This window comes from Pilimelia anulata, from assembly GCF_014647895.1.
Taxonomy (GTDB): Bacteria; Actinomycetota; Actinomycetes; order Mycobacteriales; family Micromonosporaceae; genus Pilimelia; species Pilimelia anulata.
The window spans coordinates 1,055,229-1,072,017 of the sequence record NZ_BMQB01000001.1 but is presented as its reverse complement, the minus strand read 5'-3'; the positions used below and the strand labels follow the sequence as shown (position 1 = coordinate 1,072,017).

The 16,789-nt window shown below is 70.5% G+C and carries 16 protein-coding genes; 8 read left to right on the top strand and 8 right to left on the bottom strand.

The window, feature by feature from the left end; all coding sequences use genetic code 11:
- Positions 1-270: 270 nt before the first annotated feature.
- From IEY94_RS04770 to glnA, 3 genes are read right to left on the bottom strand one after another with little or no spacing between them, the layout of a single operon-like run.
- Positions 271-1,575: an ammonium transporter gene (locus IEY94_RS04770; protein WP_189168738.1), complete on the bottom strand. Its 1,305-nt coding sequence runs from the start codon at positions 1,573-1,575 to the stop codon at positions 271-273.
- Positions 1,565-3,229 (bottom strand): glutaminase A, encoded by a 1,665-nt coding sequence (glsA, locus tag IEY94_RS04765; protein ID WP_189168737.1) that lies wholly within the window; start codon positions 3,227-3,229, stop codon positions 1,565-1,567. Before glsA ends, IEY94_RS04770 begins: the two co-directional genes overlap by 11 nt.
- 18 nt (positions 3,230-3,247) lie before the next feature.
- The gene (gene glnA / locus IEY94_RS04760) at positions 3,248-4,672 is read right to left on the bottom strand and encodes a type I glutamate--ammonia ligase (protein ID WP_189168736.1); all 1,425 of its coding nucleotides are present in this window, start codon (positions 4,670-4,672) and stop codon (positions 3,248-3,250) included.
- Between the two features lie 245 nt (positions 4,673-4,917).
- On the opposite strand from glnA, the gene IEY94_RS04755 reads away from it, so the two are divergent.
- From IEY94_RS04755 to IEY94_RS04745, 3 genes are all read left to right on the top strand, one after another.
- Positions 4,918-5,892 carry a DUF1996 domain-containing protein gene (locus IEY94_RS04755; protein WP_189168735.1) on the top strand — a complete coding sequence of 325 codons (975 nt, stop codon included), beginning with the start codon at positions 4,918-4,920 and terminating at the stop codon, positions 5,890-5,892.
- 90 nt (positions 5,893-5,982) lie between these two features.
- Entirely contained in the window at positions 5,983-6,531 is a 549-nt protein-coding gene (locus tag IEY94_RS04750) for a sigma-70 family RNA polymerase sigma factor (protein ID WP_189168734.1), read from the top strand.
- Positions 6,531-7,232, top strand: a complete 702-nt coding sequence (locus IEY94_RS04745; RefSeq protein ID WP_229783297.1) for an anti-sigma factor family protein — start codon at positions 6,531-6,533, stop codon at positions 7,230-7,232. Before IEY94_RS04750 ends, IEY94_RS04745 begins: the two co-directional genes overlap by 1 nt.
- Before the next feature lie 157 nt (positions 7,233-7,389).
- Here IEY94_RS04745 and IEY94_RS04740 read toward each other — a convergent pair whose 3' ends face one another.
- The gene (locus IEY94_RS04740; protein ID WP_189168733.1) at positions 7,390-8,697 is read right to left on the bottom strand and encodes a hypothetical protein; all 1,308 of its coding nucleotides are present in this window, start codon (positions 8,695-8,697) and stop codon (positions 7,390-7,392) included.
- Positions 8,698-9,210: 513 nt separating this feature from the next.
- On the bottom strand, positions 9,211-9,945 hold the full coding sequence (locus IEY94_RS04735; RefSeq protein WP_189168732.1) for a DUF998 domain-containing protein: 735 nt from the start codon (positions 9,943-9,945) through the stop codon (positions 9,211-9,213).
- A gap of 53 nt (positions 9,946-9,998) precedes the next feature.
- On the opposite strand from IEY94_RS04735, the gene IEY94_RS04730 reads away from it, so the two are divergent.
- The 3 genes from IEY94_RS04730 (at position 9,999) to IEY94_RS04720 (ending at position 12,141) form a co-directional block, all read left to right on the top strand.
- A complete protein-coding gene (locus IEY94_RS04730) occupies positions 9,999-10,610 on the top strand; it encodes a PadR family transcriptional regulator (protein ID WP_189168731.1) in 612 nt (203 codons plus the stop codon).
- A 333-nt stretch (positions 10,611-10,943) separates the two neighbouring features.
- Positions 10,944-11,210 carry a hypothetical protein gene (locus IEY94_RS04725; RefSeq protein WP_189168730.1) on the top strand — a complete coding sequence of 89 codons (267 nt, stop codon included), beginning with the start codon at positions 10,944-10,946 and terminating at the stop codon, positions 11,208-11,210.
- Positions 11,211-11,337: 127 nt separating this feature from the next.
- On the top strand, positions 11,338-12,141 hold the full coding sequence (locus tag IEY94_RS04720) for a hypothetical protein (RefSeq protein ID WP_189168729.1): 804 nt from the start codon (positions 11,338-11,340) through the stop codon (positions 12,139-12,141).
- A 463-nt stretch (positions 12,142-12,604) separates the two neighbouring features.
- On the opposite strand, the gene IEY94_RS04715 is transcribed toward IEY94_RS04720, so the two are convergent.
- Positions 12,605-13,102 carry a hypothetical protein gene (locus IEY94_RS04715; RefSeq protein WP_189168728.1) on the bottom strand — a complete coding sequence of 166 codons (498 nt, stop codon included), beginning with the start codon at positions 13,100-13,102 and terminating at the stop codon, positions 12,605-12,607.
- 33 nt (positions 13,103-13,135) lie between these two features.
- Positions 13,136-13,408: a NucA/NucB deoxyribonuclease domain-containing protein gene (locus IEY94_RS04710; protein WP_189168727.1), complete on the bottom strand. Its 273-nt coding sequence runs from the start codon at positions 13,406-13,408 to the stop codon at positions 13,136-13,138.
- Between the two features lie 747 nt (positions 13,409-14,155).
- Here IEY94_RS04710 and IEY94_RS04705 point away from each other — a divergent pair.
- A complete protein-coding gene (locus IEY94_RS04705) occupies positions 14,156-14,419 on the top strand; it encodes a hypothetical protein (protein ID WP_189168726.1) in 264 nt (87 codons plus the stop codon).
- Between the two features lie 243 nt (positions 14,420-14,662).
- On the opposite strand, the gene IEY94_RS04700 is transcribed toward IEY94_RS04705, so the two are convergent.
- Entirely contained in the window at positions 14,663-15,505 is an 843-nt protein-coding gene (locus IEY94_RS04700; protein WP_189168725.1) for a class II glutamine amidotransferase, read from the bottom strand.
- 161 nt (positions 15,506-15,666) lie between these two features.
- Here IEY94_RS04700 and IEY94_RS04695 point away from each other — a divergent pair, with 161 nt between their 5' ends.
- Entirely contained in the window at positions 15,667-16,743 is a 1,077-nt protein-coding gene (locus IEY94_RS04695; RefSeq protein ID WP_189168724.1) for a carboxylate-amine ligase, read from the top strand.
- Positions 16,744-16,789 lie beyond the last annotated feature (46 nt).

The window sequence follows — 16,789 nt, the reverse complement described above, 5'->3', positions numbered from 1 at the left end:
GTGCAGGCCATCCTCGTCCTCCACACCGCCGAGGCCGACCGCTACTTACGATGAAAAGGGCTCAGTTTCCCGGCCTCCTCCGCACCACCGCCGCGACCTGCCTCACTGCGGGATGCCGATGCCGGGTATGGAGGTCAGGACCTCGGCAAGAGGGGTGCGCATCGAGCATCCTTTCGATAGTTACTGGGGGCGCACTGCGCCGCCAGCGTTCGGCCGTCCCCGGGGCGGCCACGCCCCGGTCGGGGCGTGGCCGCCAGATCATCGCCGTCGTCAGGCGTCGATTTTCGCCGGGGTGCCATTGACCGCCAGAGCGGGCGGCCGCGCGGCTTCCCGCAGGTCGTAGCCGAGGGCGGCGTGGCTGGTGATGTCGATGCCGGCGACCTCGTCGCGGACCGGGATCCGGAAGCCCATTACCCGGTCGATCACTTTCGCGATCGCCCACGCGGCGCCGAAGGCGTAGAGGCCGACCGCGAGCGGCCCGAGCAGTTGCAGCCCGAGCTGCTGCAGGCCGCCGCCGTACAGGAGGCCTTGGTGCTGCTGCGGGAGGAAGGTGTACCGGGCGAGGAAGCCGAGCGAGACCGCGCCGACCAGGCCGCCGACCAGGTGGACGCCGACCACGTCGAGTGAGTCGTCGTAGCCGAGCCGGTTCTTCAGCTCAACCGCCCATGCGCAGATCGCCCCGGCCGCCGCGCCGATCACCGCTGCGGCCCACGGGTCCACGAAGCCGCAGGCCGGGGTGATCGCCACCAGCCCGGCGACGGCGCCGGAGGCGATGCCGATCGCGCTGTAGTGATCGTGCCGGTACTTGTCCACGGCCAGCCACACCCCCGCGCCGACGGCGGAGGCGACCAGGGTGTTCATGAACGCCAGGGCGGTGGTGGAGTCGACCGCCAGCTCGGAGCCGGCGTTGAAGCCGAACCAGCCGAACCAGAGCAGTCCCGCGCCGAGCAGCACCAGTGGGACATTGTGCGGCCGCTGGTGGCCGGCCCGGTGCCGTCTGCCCAGCACCAGGGTCAGGGCGAGCGCCGCGGCGCCGGCGTTGATGTGTACGACGGTCCCGCCGGCGAAGTCCTCGATGCCGAGTTCGGCGAGCCAGCCGCCGCCCCATACCCAGTGCGCGACCGGGAAGTACACCACGGTGGCGTAGACCAGGGAGAACACTACCCAGGCGGTGAACCGGGCCCGGTCGACGACCGCCCCGCTGACCAGCGCCACCGTGATCACGGCGAAGGTCAGCTGAAAGGCGGAGAAGACGAGCTGGGGCAGGTTGTCTCCGGTCTCCGCTGACAGGCCCGGGTAGACGGTGCCGACCAGCCCCTGCAACCCGAGGTGGTCGAGGCCACCGACGACCGCGTTGACCGCTGCGTCGCCGGCCTGGTCGAAGGCCAGCGAGTGGCCGAACAGCACCCATGCCACGGTGACGGTGGCGATGCTGACGAACGACATCATCATCATGTTCAGGGCGCCGCGGACGCTGGTCAGGCCGCCGTAGAAGAAGGCCAGCCCGGGCGTCATCAGCAGCACGAGCGCGGTTGCGGCGAGCATCCAGGCCGTAGCTCCGGTGTCAATGGGCATTGCTGCGCTCCTTTCGCGTGGTGGGGGCCGTGGACGCGGCCGCGGCGGCGGCGCCCGTGGGCAGTGGCGCGTCGCCGGCGGCGAGCAGCGCCAGAACCTCGGTGTGGCCGCCGCGGCGGGCGTCGTCTGCCGGGGTGCCGCCCCAGCGGTCCACCGGGGTGGGCTGCCGCACCAGGCTGAGCAGGTGCGCCACCACGTCGGGGTGCCCCTCGGCGGCGGCCAGGTGCAGGGCGGTGCGTCCGTCGTAGTCGGCGGCGTCGGGGTCCACCCCGGAAGCGATGACCGCCCGGACCTCCTCCAGGTCGCCCTCGCTGGCGGCCCAGCACAGCCGGATCACTCCGTTGATCTCTGCTTCGCGCTTGCGCAGCCGGGGGTCGCGCTTGCCGCCCCGCCCGCCGGTGACCAGGCCGTCGTAGGTGTGGAAGTTGTATCGGGCGACGAGCTGTTCGCAGAACCGCACACCGCGGACCGAGTTGCCGATCGGGTCGAGCCGCGGCGACCAGACGCACACGCCCATCACCTGCGGTACCACCACCATCACGGCGCCGGAGACGCCGCTCTTGGCGGGCAGGCCGATCGAGAAGGCGAACTCGCCGGAGTAGTCGTACATGCCGCAGGAGGACATCAGCGACAGGCAGCGCTGCACGGTGCTGGTGGCGAGCACTTGCTCGCCGGTCACCGGGCACCGCCCCCCGTTGGCCAGCGTCCCGGCGACCATGCCCAGCGACCTGGCGTTGACCTCGATGGAGCAGCACTGGAAGTAGAACTCGAGCGCCTCAACCAGGTCGGTGCCCGGCGGGAAGGCGCGGTTCTCCCGCATCGAGTAGCCGAGCGCGAAGTTGCGGTCCGCGGTGGCCCGCTCGGAGAGGTAGACGGCGTTGTTGAAGCCGACCCGGCCGCCGCCGGCCAGCCGGCGCCAGGCGTCGGCGACGAAGTCGAACCGGTCGGCGACGTTGAGGTCGGGACGGATCAGGGCGCCGGACATGATCCCACCGGCGTTGATCAACGGGTTGTGCGGCAGCCCGTCGCGGTTGAAGGTCAGCTCGTTGAAGCCCTGCCCGCTTGGCTCCCGGCCCACGTGCTTGTGTACTCCGTCCGGCCCGTGCTCCTCCAGCGCCAAGCAGTAGTTGATTGCCTTGCTGATCGACTGGACGCAGAACGCCGCGTCCGAGTCGCCGAGCGCGAGCTGCTGACCGTCCACGGTGCACAGCGCGACCGCGAACAGGTCCGGCTCGACCCGGGCCAGTTGCGGGATGTAGTCGGCGACCCGCCCCGACCGGTCCTCGCGGGCGGCCTGGAAGATCCCCGTCAGCTCCCCGGTGAAGGTGGCGAAGTCGGGGATCACCAGCTCGCCGGCGGCGGCCCGGCTGATCAGGCCGCCGTCGCTGCCGCACAGGGCCACGAACTGATCCAGAGTCAACGGTTCGTCGCTGTCCCCCACTGTCAAAGTGCTGCCGCGCAGTCGCGGGTCGTCGGCGCTGATGCCGACCCGACGCAGTTGGCCGAGGACGGCGCCACGGGTGACCGTGCCGTCGAGCCGCCGCGGGAACGACTCGTAGATCCGCCGGTACGGGCCGGACCGGTCCGGGGCGTCGGTCGCCGCCGGTGTCGCCGACAGCGCGGCGGTCGCGGTGCGGTTCCTGGTCGAGGCCATCAGGTGTCTCCGTCCGGCTCAGATGTCGAAGTAGAGGGCGAACTCGTGCGGCGTGGGGCGCAGCCGGATCGGGTCCACCTCCAGCTCGCGCTTCATCGCGATCCAGGTCTCGACCAGGTCGGGGGTGAAGACGCCGCCCTCGAGCAGGTAGTCGTGGTCGGTCTCCAGCGCGTCCAGCACCTCCGGCAGCGAGCCCGGTACCCGGCGCACCTGCCGGGCCTCGGCCGGGGCGAGCTGGTAGAGGTCCCGGTCCATCGGCTCCGGCGGCTCGGTCTTGTTCTTGATGCCGTCCAGGCCGGCGAGCAGCATGGCGGAGAACGCCAGGTACGGGTTCGCCGACGGATCGGGTACCCGAAACTCGACCCGCTTGGCCGCCGGGTCGGACCCGGTGATCGGGATGCGGGTGCAGGCGGAGCGGTTGCGCTGCGAGTAGACGAGGTTCACCGGTGCTTCGTAGCCGGGCACGAGCCGGCGGTACGAGTTGACCGTCGGGTTGGTGAAGGCCAGCAACGACGGGGCGTGCTGGAGCAGGCCGCCGATGTACCACCGGGCCGTGTCCGACAGCCCCGCGTAGCAGGACTCGTCGTAGAACAGCGGCTCTCCCGCGACCCACAGGCTCTGGTGGGTGTGCATGCCGGAACCGTTGTCGCCGAAGATCGGCTTGGGCATGAACGTGGCCGTCTTGCCGGCCGCCCAGGCCGTGTTCTTCACGACGTACTTGAACGCCATCAGGTTGTCCGCCGCCCGCAGCAGCGTGGCGAACCGGTAGTTGATCTCGCCCTGGCCGGCGGTACCGACCTCGTGGTGCGCCCGCTCCACCCGCAGCCCCACGCCGGTCAGCTGCCGGACCATCTCATCGCGCAGGTCGGCGTGCTGGTCGGTCGGGCCGACCGGGAAGTACCCGCCCTTGTACCGGGTCTTGTAGCCGCGGTTGCCGCCGGGCTCGTCGCGGCCGGTGTTCCAGGCCGCCTCGTCGGAGTCCAGGTAGTAGAACCCGGCCTGCGCGCCGGTGTCGTACCGCACGGAGTCGAAGACGTAGAACTCGGCCTCCGCGCCGAAGTAGGCGGTGTCGGCGACGCCCGTCGTGCGCAGGTGCGCCTCTGCCTTGGCGGCGATGTGCCGCGGGTCCCGGCTGTACGGCTCCCCGGTGAGCGGGTCGTGAATGAAGAAGTTCAGCGCCAACGTCTTCTGCGCCCGGAACGGGTCGACGAAAGCGGTGCTCACGTCTGGGCGCAGCAGCATGTCCGACTCGTGGATCTCTTGGAAGCCCCGGATGGAGGAGCCGTCGAAGGCCAGCCCCTCACCGAGCAGCCCGGCGGTGCAGGCCGGCGCCGGTACCGTGAAGTGCTGCATCACTCCGGGCAGGTCGCAGAAGCGGACGTCGACGAACCGGACATCCTCGTCGCGCATGTACCGGATCAGGTCCTCGTGCGATGAGAACATGAATCTTCCTCCTGTTTAGTGGGCGCAGGTCGTACCGTCGCCTGCACGGTGGTGTGGATGGGACTGGTGACCTCGTCGGCGCTTGCGCTGCGCGACCCGGGTACCGCGTCGCCCCCCATACGGACGGCACCCGGGTCCGGTTCAAAGTTTTCCGGCGCGTCATTCGTCCGGCCTACCCGACGGTCACCTCGCCGCGTATGTCAACCGGCTTCCCCGCGCCGTTGCGGCCCCTTACCGTTGGCGCCATGCAGGCCACGTTCCCGCCGCCGTCGGACCGGCAGCGGCGCCGCTTCCGGCTGTCCGCCGCCGCGCTCGCCTTCACCCTCGTCGGCGGCACCGCGGCCTGGCTCGCCCGTGTCCCGGCGCCGGACTGGCCGGACTACGTGGACATCGGCCGGGTCAACCAGCTCACCTCGGCCTGGCCCCCCACTCCAGGCGACACCACGGGCACCGGCTCCTACACCTGGTCGTGCGGACGCAACGAGATCGGCCACCGCAACAGCGCCAACGTCGTCGTCGCGCCCGGCTTCGCCGGACCCACCCACCACACCCACGAGTACGTCGGCAACACCTCCACCGACATGGACTCCACCGACGCCAGCCTCGCCGTGGCGGACACCACCTGCGGCAACGGCGACCGGTCCACGTATTACTGGCCGGTCCTGCGCCTGGCGCCGTCCGACGGTGGGCCGGACGGCCAGCACGGGGCGATCCAGACGCCCGCCGCGGTGACGCTCACCATGTACGGCAGCCCGGTCGGACCCGTGGTCGCCCCGCCCGGCGGCCTGCGGGCCGCCGTCGGCGACGCCCTGGCCGTGACCGACGGCGGCCAGCACGCCGCTGCCACCTGGACCTGTGCGGGCAGTCCCCGGCGGCGCACCGACCGCTACCCTCGCTGCGGTCCGGGCCAGCGAGTCCTGCGGATCTTCGACTTCCCGAGCTGCTGGGACGGGCGTCGCATTGACAGCCGCGACCACCGCGAGCACCTCGTGCCGACCGCGGCCGACGGCCGCTGCCCACCCCGGACGTTCCCCGTCCCCCAGCTCCAGGTCATCGTCGCCTACGACCTGCCGCCCGGCCGGCGCTTCGTCATCGACGCCTTCGCCGACCAGAACCACAGCCCCCGCACCGACCACGCGTTCGCGCTCAATCTGATGCCCGCGCCGGTCCTCGCCGAGGCGGTGTCATGCGTCAACGGTGGCCGCACCTGCCGCGGCTGACGGCCGGGAATCGAGAAATGGTGAACCGGATCCGGGCGGCGTCCGTAGTGCGGGCGACCCCCGTGTCAGCAGCGCACAGGAGGCAGCCGGATGGTCAGACTGAAGGCCCGCTCGAGTCAGCGGGCCAGGGACGAGGCCCTGGTCCGCGCCCTCCACGAGGAGCACGGCGCGGCGATCCTCGCCTACGCCGGCCGGCTCACCGGGGACCGGGCCGCGGCCGAGGACATCCTCCAGGAGACCCTCATCCGGGCCTGGCGACACGCGGGCGACCTGTCCGCCGCGGCCGGCTCCATCCGCGGCTGGATGTTCACCGTCGCCCGCAACCTGGTCGCCGACCGGGGCCGCGCCCGCGGCGCCCGCCCGACCGAGGTGGCGCAGGCGCCGACGACCGTCCCCGTCGAGCGCGACCACGCGCAGTCGGTGGTGGACTCGCTGGTCGCCCTCGACGCGCTCGAGCGGCTTTCGGCAGAGCACCGAAGCGTCCTGGTGTCCATCTACTTCCACGGCCGCAGCGTCGCCGAGACCGCCGAGGCCCTGGGCATACCTGCCGGCACCGTCAAGTCGCGCTGCCACCACGCGCTCAGACAACTGCGACACTCGTCGCTGGGGCGCGCCATCGTTCTGGAAGGGGTGGCCTGATGACCATCGCCCCGCACGACAATCCACTGCTCGGCGCGTACGCCCTCGGTGCCCTCGACCAGTCCGAGCGAACCGAGGTGGATGCCCATCTGGCCGACTGCGTCGACTGCCGGGCCGAACTCGCCGAGCTGACCGCCGTCCGGGCCGCCCTGGGCGACCTGCCGCCCGAGGCGCTGCTGCACGGGCCGCCCGACGCCGACCTCGTCCTGCAGCGCACCCTGCGCCACGTCCGTAAGGAGAACACCGCCCGCCAGCGGTGGGGACTATTTGCGGTGGCCGCCGCGGCCGTCGTCGCCCTCGCCGGAGCAGTGCTGGCCGGCGCCGCCCTGACCGACCGGTCCGCGCCGCCACCGACCGCGGCACCGCCGGTCGTGACCGCCGAACCGCAGCCGCCCGGCACCCGCATCGCCACCACCCGGGACCCGCGCACCAACGTCCGGGTCACCGCGTCCATCGTCCCGGTGGCCAATTGGGTACGCATCAACGTGGCCGTCAACGGCATCGCGCAGGGCCAGGACTGCCGCCTGATCGTCGTCGACCGGCAAGGACGGCGCATGATCGCCGGCGGCTGGATCGTCTCCGAGAAAGGCGAGCGGGACGGCACCAACCTGGACGGCACCGCCGCGGTCGCGGTCGGCCAGGTCAGCGCGGTCGAAGTCGAGAACACTGCCGGCACCCGCCTAGTGTCGCTGCGTGTTTGAACGGCTCTCACCAACCCGGAAGCCATCTAAAGAATCCCGGCGGCCGGGGCGGTGACCGGTGTTCCCTTCCACGGGACCGCGCGGACCAGCACCGACGAGCAGCGCGGATCATTGCGTTCGCACGCGCGAGTGCAATGGCCGACCCGCCGGGGTTCAGCTATGCAGTGCCTTGGATCAGGTCGCCGGTCTGCTGAAGGATGTACCCCGCCTTGATGCCGAAGCTGGGCTCGGGGGCGCCGGTGCACTCCCCGCGGTTGAGAATCGCGACGATCTTTTGGGAGTCACGGCTGATGATCGGGCCACCGGAGCCCAGGCCGGACCCGTCGCATGACCAGGCCGCCCAAGCGGGTCCGGGGGTGCGCGCCGACGTGAGAACACACGGCTTGTCGCCACCGCTGCCACGGGGGTCCTGGAAGATGCCGAGCCGCTTGTAGTTGGTCTCCTGGTCGTCCGGAACCTCGTCGTTCTGCCCGTGGGTGGGACTGTAGATCCGCTCGCCGGCCGGCAGCTGCATCCGGTCGTCCAGCATCAAGTTCCCGTACTTCGTCACCTTCGGGAAGTCCTGCTCCTTGAGGCTGAACACCGCCCAGTCGGAAGACCCGGTGCCAGCCTCACCGACCTTGAGGATCTGGCCGACGCTCACTTTGAACGGCACCTTGGGATCAGCATCGCCGCAGTCCCGGCATTCGAAGTCGAACCACACCTCGGAGGTCTTCAGGTGCGGCGTGGTGTCGGTTGCGCCACAGTGCACCGCAGTCAGCATCCGGTTCTTCTTCCCGACCCGCGCGGTCGTGCAGTACGGGATGATGTGTGCAGCCGGGTTGTACAGCGCCGCGACAGCGGCGGACTTTGCCACCTCCACCGTGAAGTCCGGATCGTCGGCGTAGCACGCCACCGGCTCCCGGCCGTCCTTGGGCCGGCAGCCCACGAGCCGGCCCGCGTTGCGGGTCCGGTACTCGGCCCGGCTGAAGTTGCGCCACACCCGATCCACCCGAGCGCCGTACCCGGCCCGGTCCAGGGCGCTCGCCGGGACGGTGCGACCACCGGTGCGGTGCAACGCGATCACGGCGACATCGTCGCTGATCGACATCGCGGCGAACCCGACGCTGCGGTGCCGGGTGTAGGAACTGTCCGCAGCCGGTGCGGTGGTCCGGGTCGGGTCGCTGTGGTAGGTGTGTACCTCCCGGCCGTCCTCGCTACTCACGGTGATGTAGTCGCCCGGTGCGAGACGCAGACTGTTGAAGTGCACCTTCACCTGCGGCGCACCGGGATGACGGATGACGGTGCGCGGGTTCCGGTAGTCGACGGCGAGGTCAACGGCGACTTCCTCGGCCGCCCGCGGCTGACCCGCCGCCGGCGGCGGACCGAGGTCCACGCCGACGTCCATAGCGGATGCGGCGATGGACGGAGTAGGTGTGAGCAGCGCAGCGGCAAGGATGCCCGCGCCGATGGCAGCAAAATGCATGTGGGTCCCCCATGACATGAGATCGAGGTGCCCTACCCCGCTGGGTGGGTGCCCGTAAGGTAGCCAGCACCATCGACGCAGCTCCATGACATTGTCAGGAACCCGACTGGTCGACATCGCTCCACGGGTGAATCTTCGAGTGCACTGATCGGTTCCCGCCGCTCGAGGCAGGGCTCGCGTCTCGACAGTTCGTCAGGTGCCCAACACCGACACGTCGGACCACGGCGTCGTTGAAGCCCTGCATGCTCGTCGCCGCCGTCGCCGGCACGGACCTGGAGCTGACGGTGGAAAGCCAAATGCTGAAGGTACGCAAGCCGATATCTCGCGGTCCTTGGGCTCACAGCGGTCACAGACTTTCGAAAGAATGCTTGAGCGCGGCGAACGCAGTACGGTGCCGGAATCGCAACCTCCTCGACGGCGACATCTCGATACACGCCCTGCCGTGCCGCTCAGAACGGCAACCGACACATGGTCACGTACGCCCCGGTGCGGTCCGGCGCCTGACCGGTCGCCCTACGCCGTACGGCGCGCCCGCCAGGCGCGCCACCCCATCGCGACGAACCAGGCGTGGACATGCAGAACGCCAAGGCGCTGCACAAGGCCGGCGATGCCGTGTTCGGCCCCGTCGGGGGTGGGCCGGAACGTCAGGAAGTACGCGACCAGCAGGACAAGGGCCAGCGGACCGCCGAGCCGGAGCCACGTGCCGAACCGGTGCCACGACGGCACGGTGCGAAAATAGTGTCCGGCCACCGGGAAGCCGATGACGGGCGTCCCCACGGCCAGGAGGAAGCCCAGTAGGTGCGGCAGGAACGCCTCGAGGGTGAACAGGCCGCACAGGATCTGGCCCAGCCCGGTACAGGCCAGCAGCGTCAGGGCGCTGCGGCGCAGTGCCCGCGACCGCGGCGGAGTCGTCCGGGTCCCCCGTGCTGGCGCCTCCTCGTCGGTGAGTTGCACGACCCGGAAAACAGCGACCAGACCGACGACGAGGACCACGCCCGTCACGACGAACGCCGTGTTCATGTACGCGGCCGTGCCGCCCATGCCGAGCCCACTGATGGACTGGCTGATCGGCGAGTATTCGGTGAACTCGTGGCCGAACAGGGTATATCCGGTGCTCACGAAGCCCAGGACGAGCCAGGCGAGAGTGAAGGCGACCGGTCCCAGCACGGTGCCCAGGGACAGCCCGAAAGCCGGGTCCTCTGCGGGCTTCCGGCTGCCTCGGGCAGGCTGCGGTACAGTTATAGTCATATTATGACTATAACTGTACCGCCCTCCTCCCAGTCAAGCCCTAAGCTGGGCTAATGCCCGCACCACGCCGCTCGGTACTCGCCCTGGCCGTGCTGTCGATGCTCACCGAGGAGCCGATGCACGCTTACCGGATGCATCAGTTGATCAAAGAACGCCGCAAGGACGACGTGGTCAATGTCAGTCAGCGCAACAGCGTCTACCAGACGATCCAGCGACTGGTCCGCGACGGCCTCGCCGAAATCGCCGCCACCGAGCGGGCGGAGAACCGGCCGGAGCGGACCACCTACCGCATTACCGACCACGGCCGAACCACCCTCGAAGAATGGCTGCGCGCCATGCTCGCCACGCCCGCGCAGGAGTACAACGAGTTCCCCGCTGCGCTGTCATTCCTGCCCACCCTCACCCCGGCAGCTACGCTGACCGCCCTCGCCGAACGCTGTACCCGACTGGACGATCGCCTGGCCGCGCTCGACGCCGAGATCGCCGAGGTGACGAGCTTCCTCCCCCGGCTATTTGCCATCGAATCCGAGTTCCAGCGCCAGGTGGTCACGGCCGAACTCAGCTACGTCCGCAGTCTGATCGACGACCTTCGCACCGACCGGATCACCTGGCCTCAGGTGACCCCTAACAGCCGGGCACCCTCAAAGTCTGTCAACGACTCGTAGTGGATCTTCTCGTAGGTGTCGGGGCTGAGGTTATCCAGGCGGCTGTGCCGTCGGCGTGGGTTGTAGAAGCCCTCGATACAGGAGAACACCTCCAGCCCAACCGCCGCCGACACCAGCCCCGGCGCTCCCTCGTCGCCGGGGCCCAGCGTCTCCAGGAGTTCCCCGACGCCGTACTGTGCTGGCCACCTGCCTGTCACTGGGAGCTGGCTGTGCTGGTCGGGCTGCGGGACGGGCGGCTGATTCCCGGGCGCATGCCCGGCCCGGGCCGGCAAACTCGAAACTGCGCCACGACAGCCGACCGGCCCACCGGCCGACGACCAGCAGGAGGTAGCCATGCCGGCATCCCTGGACCGCAGCGCGATGATGGTCAAGCCCACCGCCCGCGACAAGGGCCTACAGCTCACCCTCAACGTCGTCGCCTACGACAACGGCATCATCCAGGTGGACGGCATCCCCATCGACGCAGGCGAGGGCTGGCTCGGCGCCACCGAAGTAATCATGACGACCCTCAACGAGTTCCACCGGCAGATCCGGGCCAGGCGAAACACAGCCCAGGTGCCCCCAACGGAAACGCCGGCCCAATCAGGGATGCCCTCCTGACGACCGCGGACGTTCCCGGGTGACCGTCGCCGCCGCTGCCGAACCGCCACGGTGGCCGCCGGGCCCGCGGCCGGCACCGACGAGCACATAGCCGGGCGGGTTGCTGGCACTCGGTACGCTGCCGAGCGTGCGGGAGCAGCAGCGCCCAGTAGCGTGGCCGCAGCCGGTGCACGCCGTACTGTCCCTCTTCTCGACGCTCGGCGGTCTCTTCATCTGGAGCGTCCTGCTCGGTCGGACCAGCGCCGGCTGGTCCGACCTGATCGACGCGTTCGTACTGTCGCCGCTGCTCAACGCAGCCGTCGGGTTCATGGCAACCGTCGCCGCGATCATTCTGATCCTCACGCCGAAGAAGCTGCGTGCACGTGCGTTCGCGCCGCTGGTGTCGATGCTGCGGGTACTACTCGCCGTGGTGGGGTCGATAGTGCTGCTGGCGGTCGGGGTGCCCGCCGCGGTTCTGGCCGGAGTTTGGTTCTGCAAGTGGTTGTGGGGCGTGAGCTGGTTAGCGGTGCTCGTTGTGATCGTCCTATGGGTACCGGTCGCTGCCTTCGTGGTTTACCTGCATGTGGTGAGCCTGGTGGTGCTGACCGGGACGTACGTCCGCGATCAGCTTCGGAGCTGGTTCGGCGCGGCTGACGTCCACCCGCTGCTGCCGGTCCACGCCAAGGCGCTGCTGGCGGTCATGCAGGTCGTTGTCGGTGCCGTCGCCATCCTCGGTGGTAAAGGTGGCGGCAACGTGTTCCTGGTGTGGCTGCTGGTCCTGGCGGTTGCGGGTCACTCCGGCATGTTCGCCCTCATGATGGTGGAGCTGCGCCAGCGTCTCTCCGGCCGGCTGCCGATCGATGGACGGACGCCGCCGCCACAGCCGTTGCGACCGCGGGAGAACCCGTTCACGTGGATTTGGGGCACTTCGGAAGACCATCGATACCGGTGACACCTGCGCGCCCCGGATGACCGGGGCGTGGATCTGTCGTCCGGAAAAGATTCGGTATCCGACCACCGCCTATCAGCACCGGCTCCGTCGCACCTCCGGGTGAATGTCCAAGCTCCCAACTAATGCCACGACCCGAGGTGCTCGACGCGCCCGGTCGACGGCCGACGCGACCGAACCGGGCGCTTCTATGGCCGCTACCTGCGCCGAAGCCAACAGGCGTCTGCCAAGGTCCCCGCCGGTGGCTCTGCCGACGCACCGGCACCGGGTCCCATGGGCTCAACGTTCCGGCCTGACGCTCGGCGCCGTCGTGTGCGGTCACGACCACGGCAAGGCCAGGCAGGGCTCGGCACCGTAGGGCTCGGCACGGCAGGGCAACGCTCGGCACCGCAGGGCAGGGGCTCGGCACCGCAGGGCTCGGCACGGCAGGGCGAGGCAGGGGCGCCGTACGGCGCAAGTAGCACAATCAGCCGGCCACAACGAGCACGCCGGAAACGACACCGCGGCCCCATCCCACACCAGGGATGGGGCCGCAGCGTTGTCCGTCAGGACGACTTACGGAGCACCTCGATCGCCTCCACCGGCGCCGGCCATGTCTGCACCCGGTACAACTCCGGCTCCCGACCCGCACTGACCACCACCCGGTACGTACGTACGTACCCGGACCGGCGGCGGCGAGGTTCGGCATGTCGTCGACCAGGTCGCCCATCAGGCCACAGACGGTCAGCTCGCCGTCGGACGTGATCGAGAACGCGACCGCCTCATCCCAGCCGTCCAGGTCGACCGGCTGCGCCTCGGTTGTTGGTTGCACGTCCACCTGGACCGTGCCGATCTGCGTCGCGGTGTACACAGTCGCCTGATCATCGGCGACGGCTACCAGCGAGCCGGGCTCGCGGTAGATGTCGTCCTCGGGTCCCGTACCGATATCGCGGATGATGAACTGGCTGTACGACAGCCCACACACCGAAGGTGCTCAATCCCAGCCTCCCCCTGCCGGTCAGGGCCGTCGGGTCAGATCGACCGCGACGTAAAACGGATCCTTCTCGATGATCCGGTCGGCGAGATAGAACGCGTTGAGTTCCTGACCGGCGATCTCGTTGTTGTCCTTGTCGATCATCCTGCGCGAGAAACTTACCGTGATAGCAGCGCCCTGCCAGGTCGACGCCATCGGGTACTCGTCGCACTGCTGCCCCGGCGGTCGGGGCAAGCTGGACGGGCACGCCACCCTGCTGTTCTCCGCCTGCTTGTCCTTGTCAGTGAGACGCGTCAACGGCGTCTTACCGACCGCTCCGGCAGTCCGGCCGCCTGCGCGTCGTACACGTGACGCACGTAGTCCGGCAGGGTCAGCTCTCGTACACGACCGCCGGCGTCCACTTGCATCGACTACTTCACGCAGTCAGATAGACACACGGAATTGCGGCCCGGATAGCTCGGCCAGCCGATTCGATCGTTGACTCTGCGGTGGCGGAAGCGCCCACCGAGGTGCGGGACAGCAGCACGCTCGGGTACCTCCGCGGCGCCACGGACGGGGCCGGCACGGCTCGGCGACGTTGAGCAGGCCAAGGGCTGGGAACCGATCGGCGAGCCAGTGCCACGGCCGCGCCCATACGGCACTGGGCGTCCCGGGACACCCGCGGAGTACCGGAAGCTGACCGCCTGCGACGCCCCGGACCGGCGAGCAGCCGCGACGACACTGCCGTGACCCGCCCGGCCGATGGTCGACTGCCACGACGCCGCACATCCACCTCTACCCGCGACGCGATCCCGGCCGACGACCGTGCAGTGCGGCGCGAGCCGCCCGCAGCCGTGAACCCGGTGGACCGTCGAGCAGGTACCAAGAAACTTCGGCCTGCACCCCTTGGTGACAGTCGCCCACAGCTCCACCCTCCCACGCGCCGTCGGGCGGCCGTAACGGACTATCCGGTCAGGATGATGGCGGTGCTCTCGGCGAGGCTGAGCATGGTGCGATGGGAATGGATTCGCCGAGGCGACCCGAGCCGCCGGACGGAGGCGCACAGTGACGACGCGCGACACCGAGTTCGAGCTGATCCTCCGGGGGCGGCCGGATCCGCTGATGCTCGCGCTCATCGCCGAATACGATCTGTTCGACTCCACGGCGGAGATGATCCTGCACAAGATCATTGTTGACCGCGAGACGCTCGACGGCATCCTGGTACGGGCGCAGGCCCTCGGCGTGGACATCGCCCGGCTCCGGATCCGGCAGCCGCGGCCGCACGCGGTGGGCGTCGGCGAACCCGCCGCGCAGCCGGCGCACGGGTAGGCCGCCTCGGTCGGCGGCGGCCCACCCGTGCCAGGGGCCGGCTCGGCCCCACCCGACCCGGCGCCACGAGTGTTCATCGGCGGGCTCCGCGGGCGCCTCATCCGGGGCGGGTGAACCGCGGCCGGGCCGGTCGCGCGGTGGCCGACGGCGGACGCCGCTCACCGAGCAAACTCCGCGAGGCGGCCGGCAGCCGCGCCGAGCCGTCCGCCCGGCGGTACCGGTGCAGTACCGCCGGGCGGACGGCTACCGCTTCCAGGCGGTCGGCTGGAACGGACCCAGCACGTCGAGGCCCCCGCGCACCACGCCGTACGTCGCCTCCGGCATCGGCCGCCACGCCCCGCGCAACGCCCCGACCGGCTCCGACACCACCACCCGCGTCTCGTCGGACAGCGTGCTCAGGCGGGCGTTGTCCGGGTGGGTCGCGCGCAGCGTGGCCACGTCCGCGCTGTAGTACAGGGACCGGCTGCGGCCCTCGCTGGAGTACCGGAAGATCCAGATGTCGCGGCCGGTCGTCGTCGCCACCGTCATCTGCAGCGGGTGCGCGATGCCGCGGGCGCGGGCCGTCGACTCGACGAAGCCGGCCATCCGCTCCACCGCCGCGACCGGGTCGTCGTCCAGGCCGAACGTCAGGGCAAGATAGAACATCAGCTCCGAGTCGGTCGAGCCCTCGATGCCCTCGTACAGCGCGGGGTCGACGCCCAGCATCAGGTCCCGCTTCAGCCGGCCGAAGCCCCGGATCGCGCCGTTGTGCATCCACAGCCAGGGGCCGTGCCGGAACGGGTGGCAGTTCGACTGCTGTACCGGCGTGCCCGTGCTCGCCCGGATGTGCGCCAGGAAGAGCGGCGAGCGGACCGCCAGGGCCACTTCCCGCAGGTTCACGTCGCTCCAGGCCGGACCGACCCCGCGCAGCAGCGCGGGCGGGTGGCCCGCGGTGCCGTCGTACCAGCCCAGCCCGAAGCCGTCACCGTTGGTCGTCTCGACCCCCTCGCGGCTGTGCAGCGCCTGATCGATGAGCGAGTGCTCGGGCCGGTACAGCAGCTCGTCCGGCTCGATCGGCGCACCCGAGTAGGCCAACCATCGGCACATCGCCGCCCCCTCTCCTCCGCCGCGCGACATCGTGCGGCCTCCATCCGATCAGCGTGGGCCACGCCGCCCGGCCGTACCTCATTCGCGGCGGACGAGGCGCGCACCCCGGCCCGACACGACGCTCGACAGCAGGCAATCACTGACCGGAAGGAGCACGGCATATGCTCACCGTGGGTGTCGAGGAAGAGTTCCTCCTGCTCGAACGGGACGGCGCGGTCGCGCCGGTGGCCGCCGAGGCGGTTCGCCGCGGCGGGGGCGAGGAGGGTGAACTCCAGCCGGAGTTCATGTCGTACCAGCTCGAGACGGCGACGCCGGTGTGCCGGAGTCTCGACGAACTGCGCGACCACCTGGGCCGGCTGCGCCGGCTCGCGGCGCGCGGCGCCGACCGGGCCGGCGCGCGGCTGGTGTCGGTCGGGGTGCCGCCGTTCCACAGCGGCCGGTACGACGAGGTGTCGGCGCAGCCGCGGTATCTGGAGCTGGCGCGGCGCTATCCGTTCGGCCCGCGGATGGGTGCCGCGTGCGCCTGCCAGGTCCACGTCGGCGTGCCCGACCCGGACGTCCGGGTGCAGGTGCTGGCGCGGCTGCGGCCGTGGCTGCCGACGCTGCTCGCGATGACGGCCAACTCGGTGATCAGCAACGGGGCGGACACGGGCTGGAGCAGCGACCGGTACCGGTCGCTGCTGCGCTGGCCGAGCTTTCGGCCGCCGCGCAACTGGCACGGTCAGCGCGGGTACGACCGGGCCGTGCGGCGGCTCATCAACCGCGGCGCCGCGATGGACCCGGCGAGCGTGTACCTGCTGGCGCGGCTCTCGGACCGGTACCCCACCGTGGAGGTGCGCGTCGCGGACGCCTGCCTGACCGTCGACGACGCGGTGTTGCTCGCCGCCCTGGTGCGCGGGCTGGTGACCAGCCTCGTCGAGGAGAGCCCCCAGCGACCGGAGCCGCAGCCGCGGCCGGCGGACGCGCGGCGGACCGGGGTCCGGTCCGGGCTCCTGCACGCCGCGCAGTACGGGCTGGGCGCCGGTGGCAAGCAGGTGGCGCTGGAGCGGCTCTACGCGAAGGTCCGCCCGGCGCTGGGCCCGGACGAGCTGCGGGAGGTCGAGCGGCGCCTCGACATCGTACGGCGGGAGGGCAACGGCGCCGACCGCCAGCGGAAGCTGTGGGCCGGCACCGGCCGCCCGAGCGACTTCGTCGAGGCGCTGGCCGACAGCGCGGTGGCCCTGGCCCCCGCCGCTTGACGCGATGGTCACCCGCCGGGGAGGAGGCGCCTGTCCGCGCCCCGGT

Excerpts from the sequence above, each read along its gene's own strand:
- IEY94_RS04770 (WP_189168738.1), bottom strand. The coding sequence starts at position 1,575 with ATGCCCATTGACACCGGAGCTACGGCCTGGATGCTCGCCGCAACCGCG.
- glsA (WP_189168737.1), bottom strand. The coding sequence starts at position 3,229 with ATGGCCTCGACCAGGAACCGCACCGCGACCGCCGCGCTGTCGGCGACA.
- glnA (WP_189168736.1), bottom strand. The coding sequence starts at position 4,672 with ATGTTCTCATCGCACGAGGACCTGATCCGGTACATGCGCGACGAGGAT.
- IEY94_RS04755 (WP_189168735.1), top strand. The coding sequence starts at position 4,918 with ATGCAGGCCACGTTCCCGCCGCCGTCGGACCGGCAGCGGCGCCGCTTC.
- IEY94_RS04750 (WP_189168734.1), top strand. The coding sequence starts at position 5,983 with ATGGTCAGACTGAAGGCCCGCTCGAGTCAGCGGGCCAGGGACGAGGCC.
- IEY94_RS04745 (WP_229783297.1), top strand. The coding sequence starts at position 6,531 with ATGACCATCGCCCCGCACGACAATCCACTGCTCGGCGCGTACGCCCTC.
- IEY94_RS04740 (WP_189168733.1), bottom strand. The coding sequence starts at position 8,697 with ATGCATTTTGCTGCCATCGGCGCGGGCATCCTTGCCGCTGCGCTGCTC.
- IEY94_RS04735 (WP_189168732.1), bottom strand. The coding sequence starts at position 9,945 with ATGACTATAACTGTACCGCAGCCTGCCCGAGGCAGCCGGAAGCCCGCA.
- IEY94_RS04730 (WP_189168731.1), top strand. The coding sequence starts at position 9,999 with ATGCCCGCACCACGCCGCTCGGTACTCGCCCTGGCCGTGCTGTCGATG.
- IEY94_RS04725 (WP_189168730.1), top strand. The coding sequence starts at position 10,944 with ATGCCGGCATCCCTGGACCGCAGCGCGATGATGGTCAAGCCCACCGCC.
- IEY94_RS04700 (WP_189168725.1), bottom strand. The coding sequence starts at position 15,505 with ATGTGCCGATGGTTGGCCTACTCGGGTGCGCCGATCGAGCCGGACGAG.
- IEY94_RS04695 (WP_189168724.1), top strand. The coding sequence starts at position 15,667 with ATGCTCACCGTGGGTGTCGAGGAAGAGTTCCTCCTGCTCGAACGGGAC.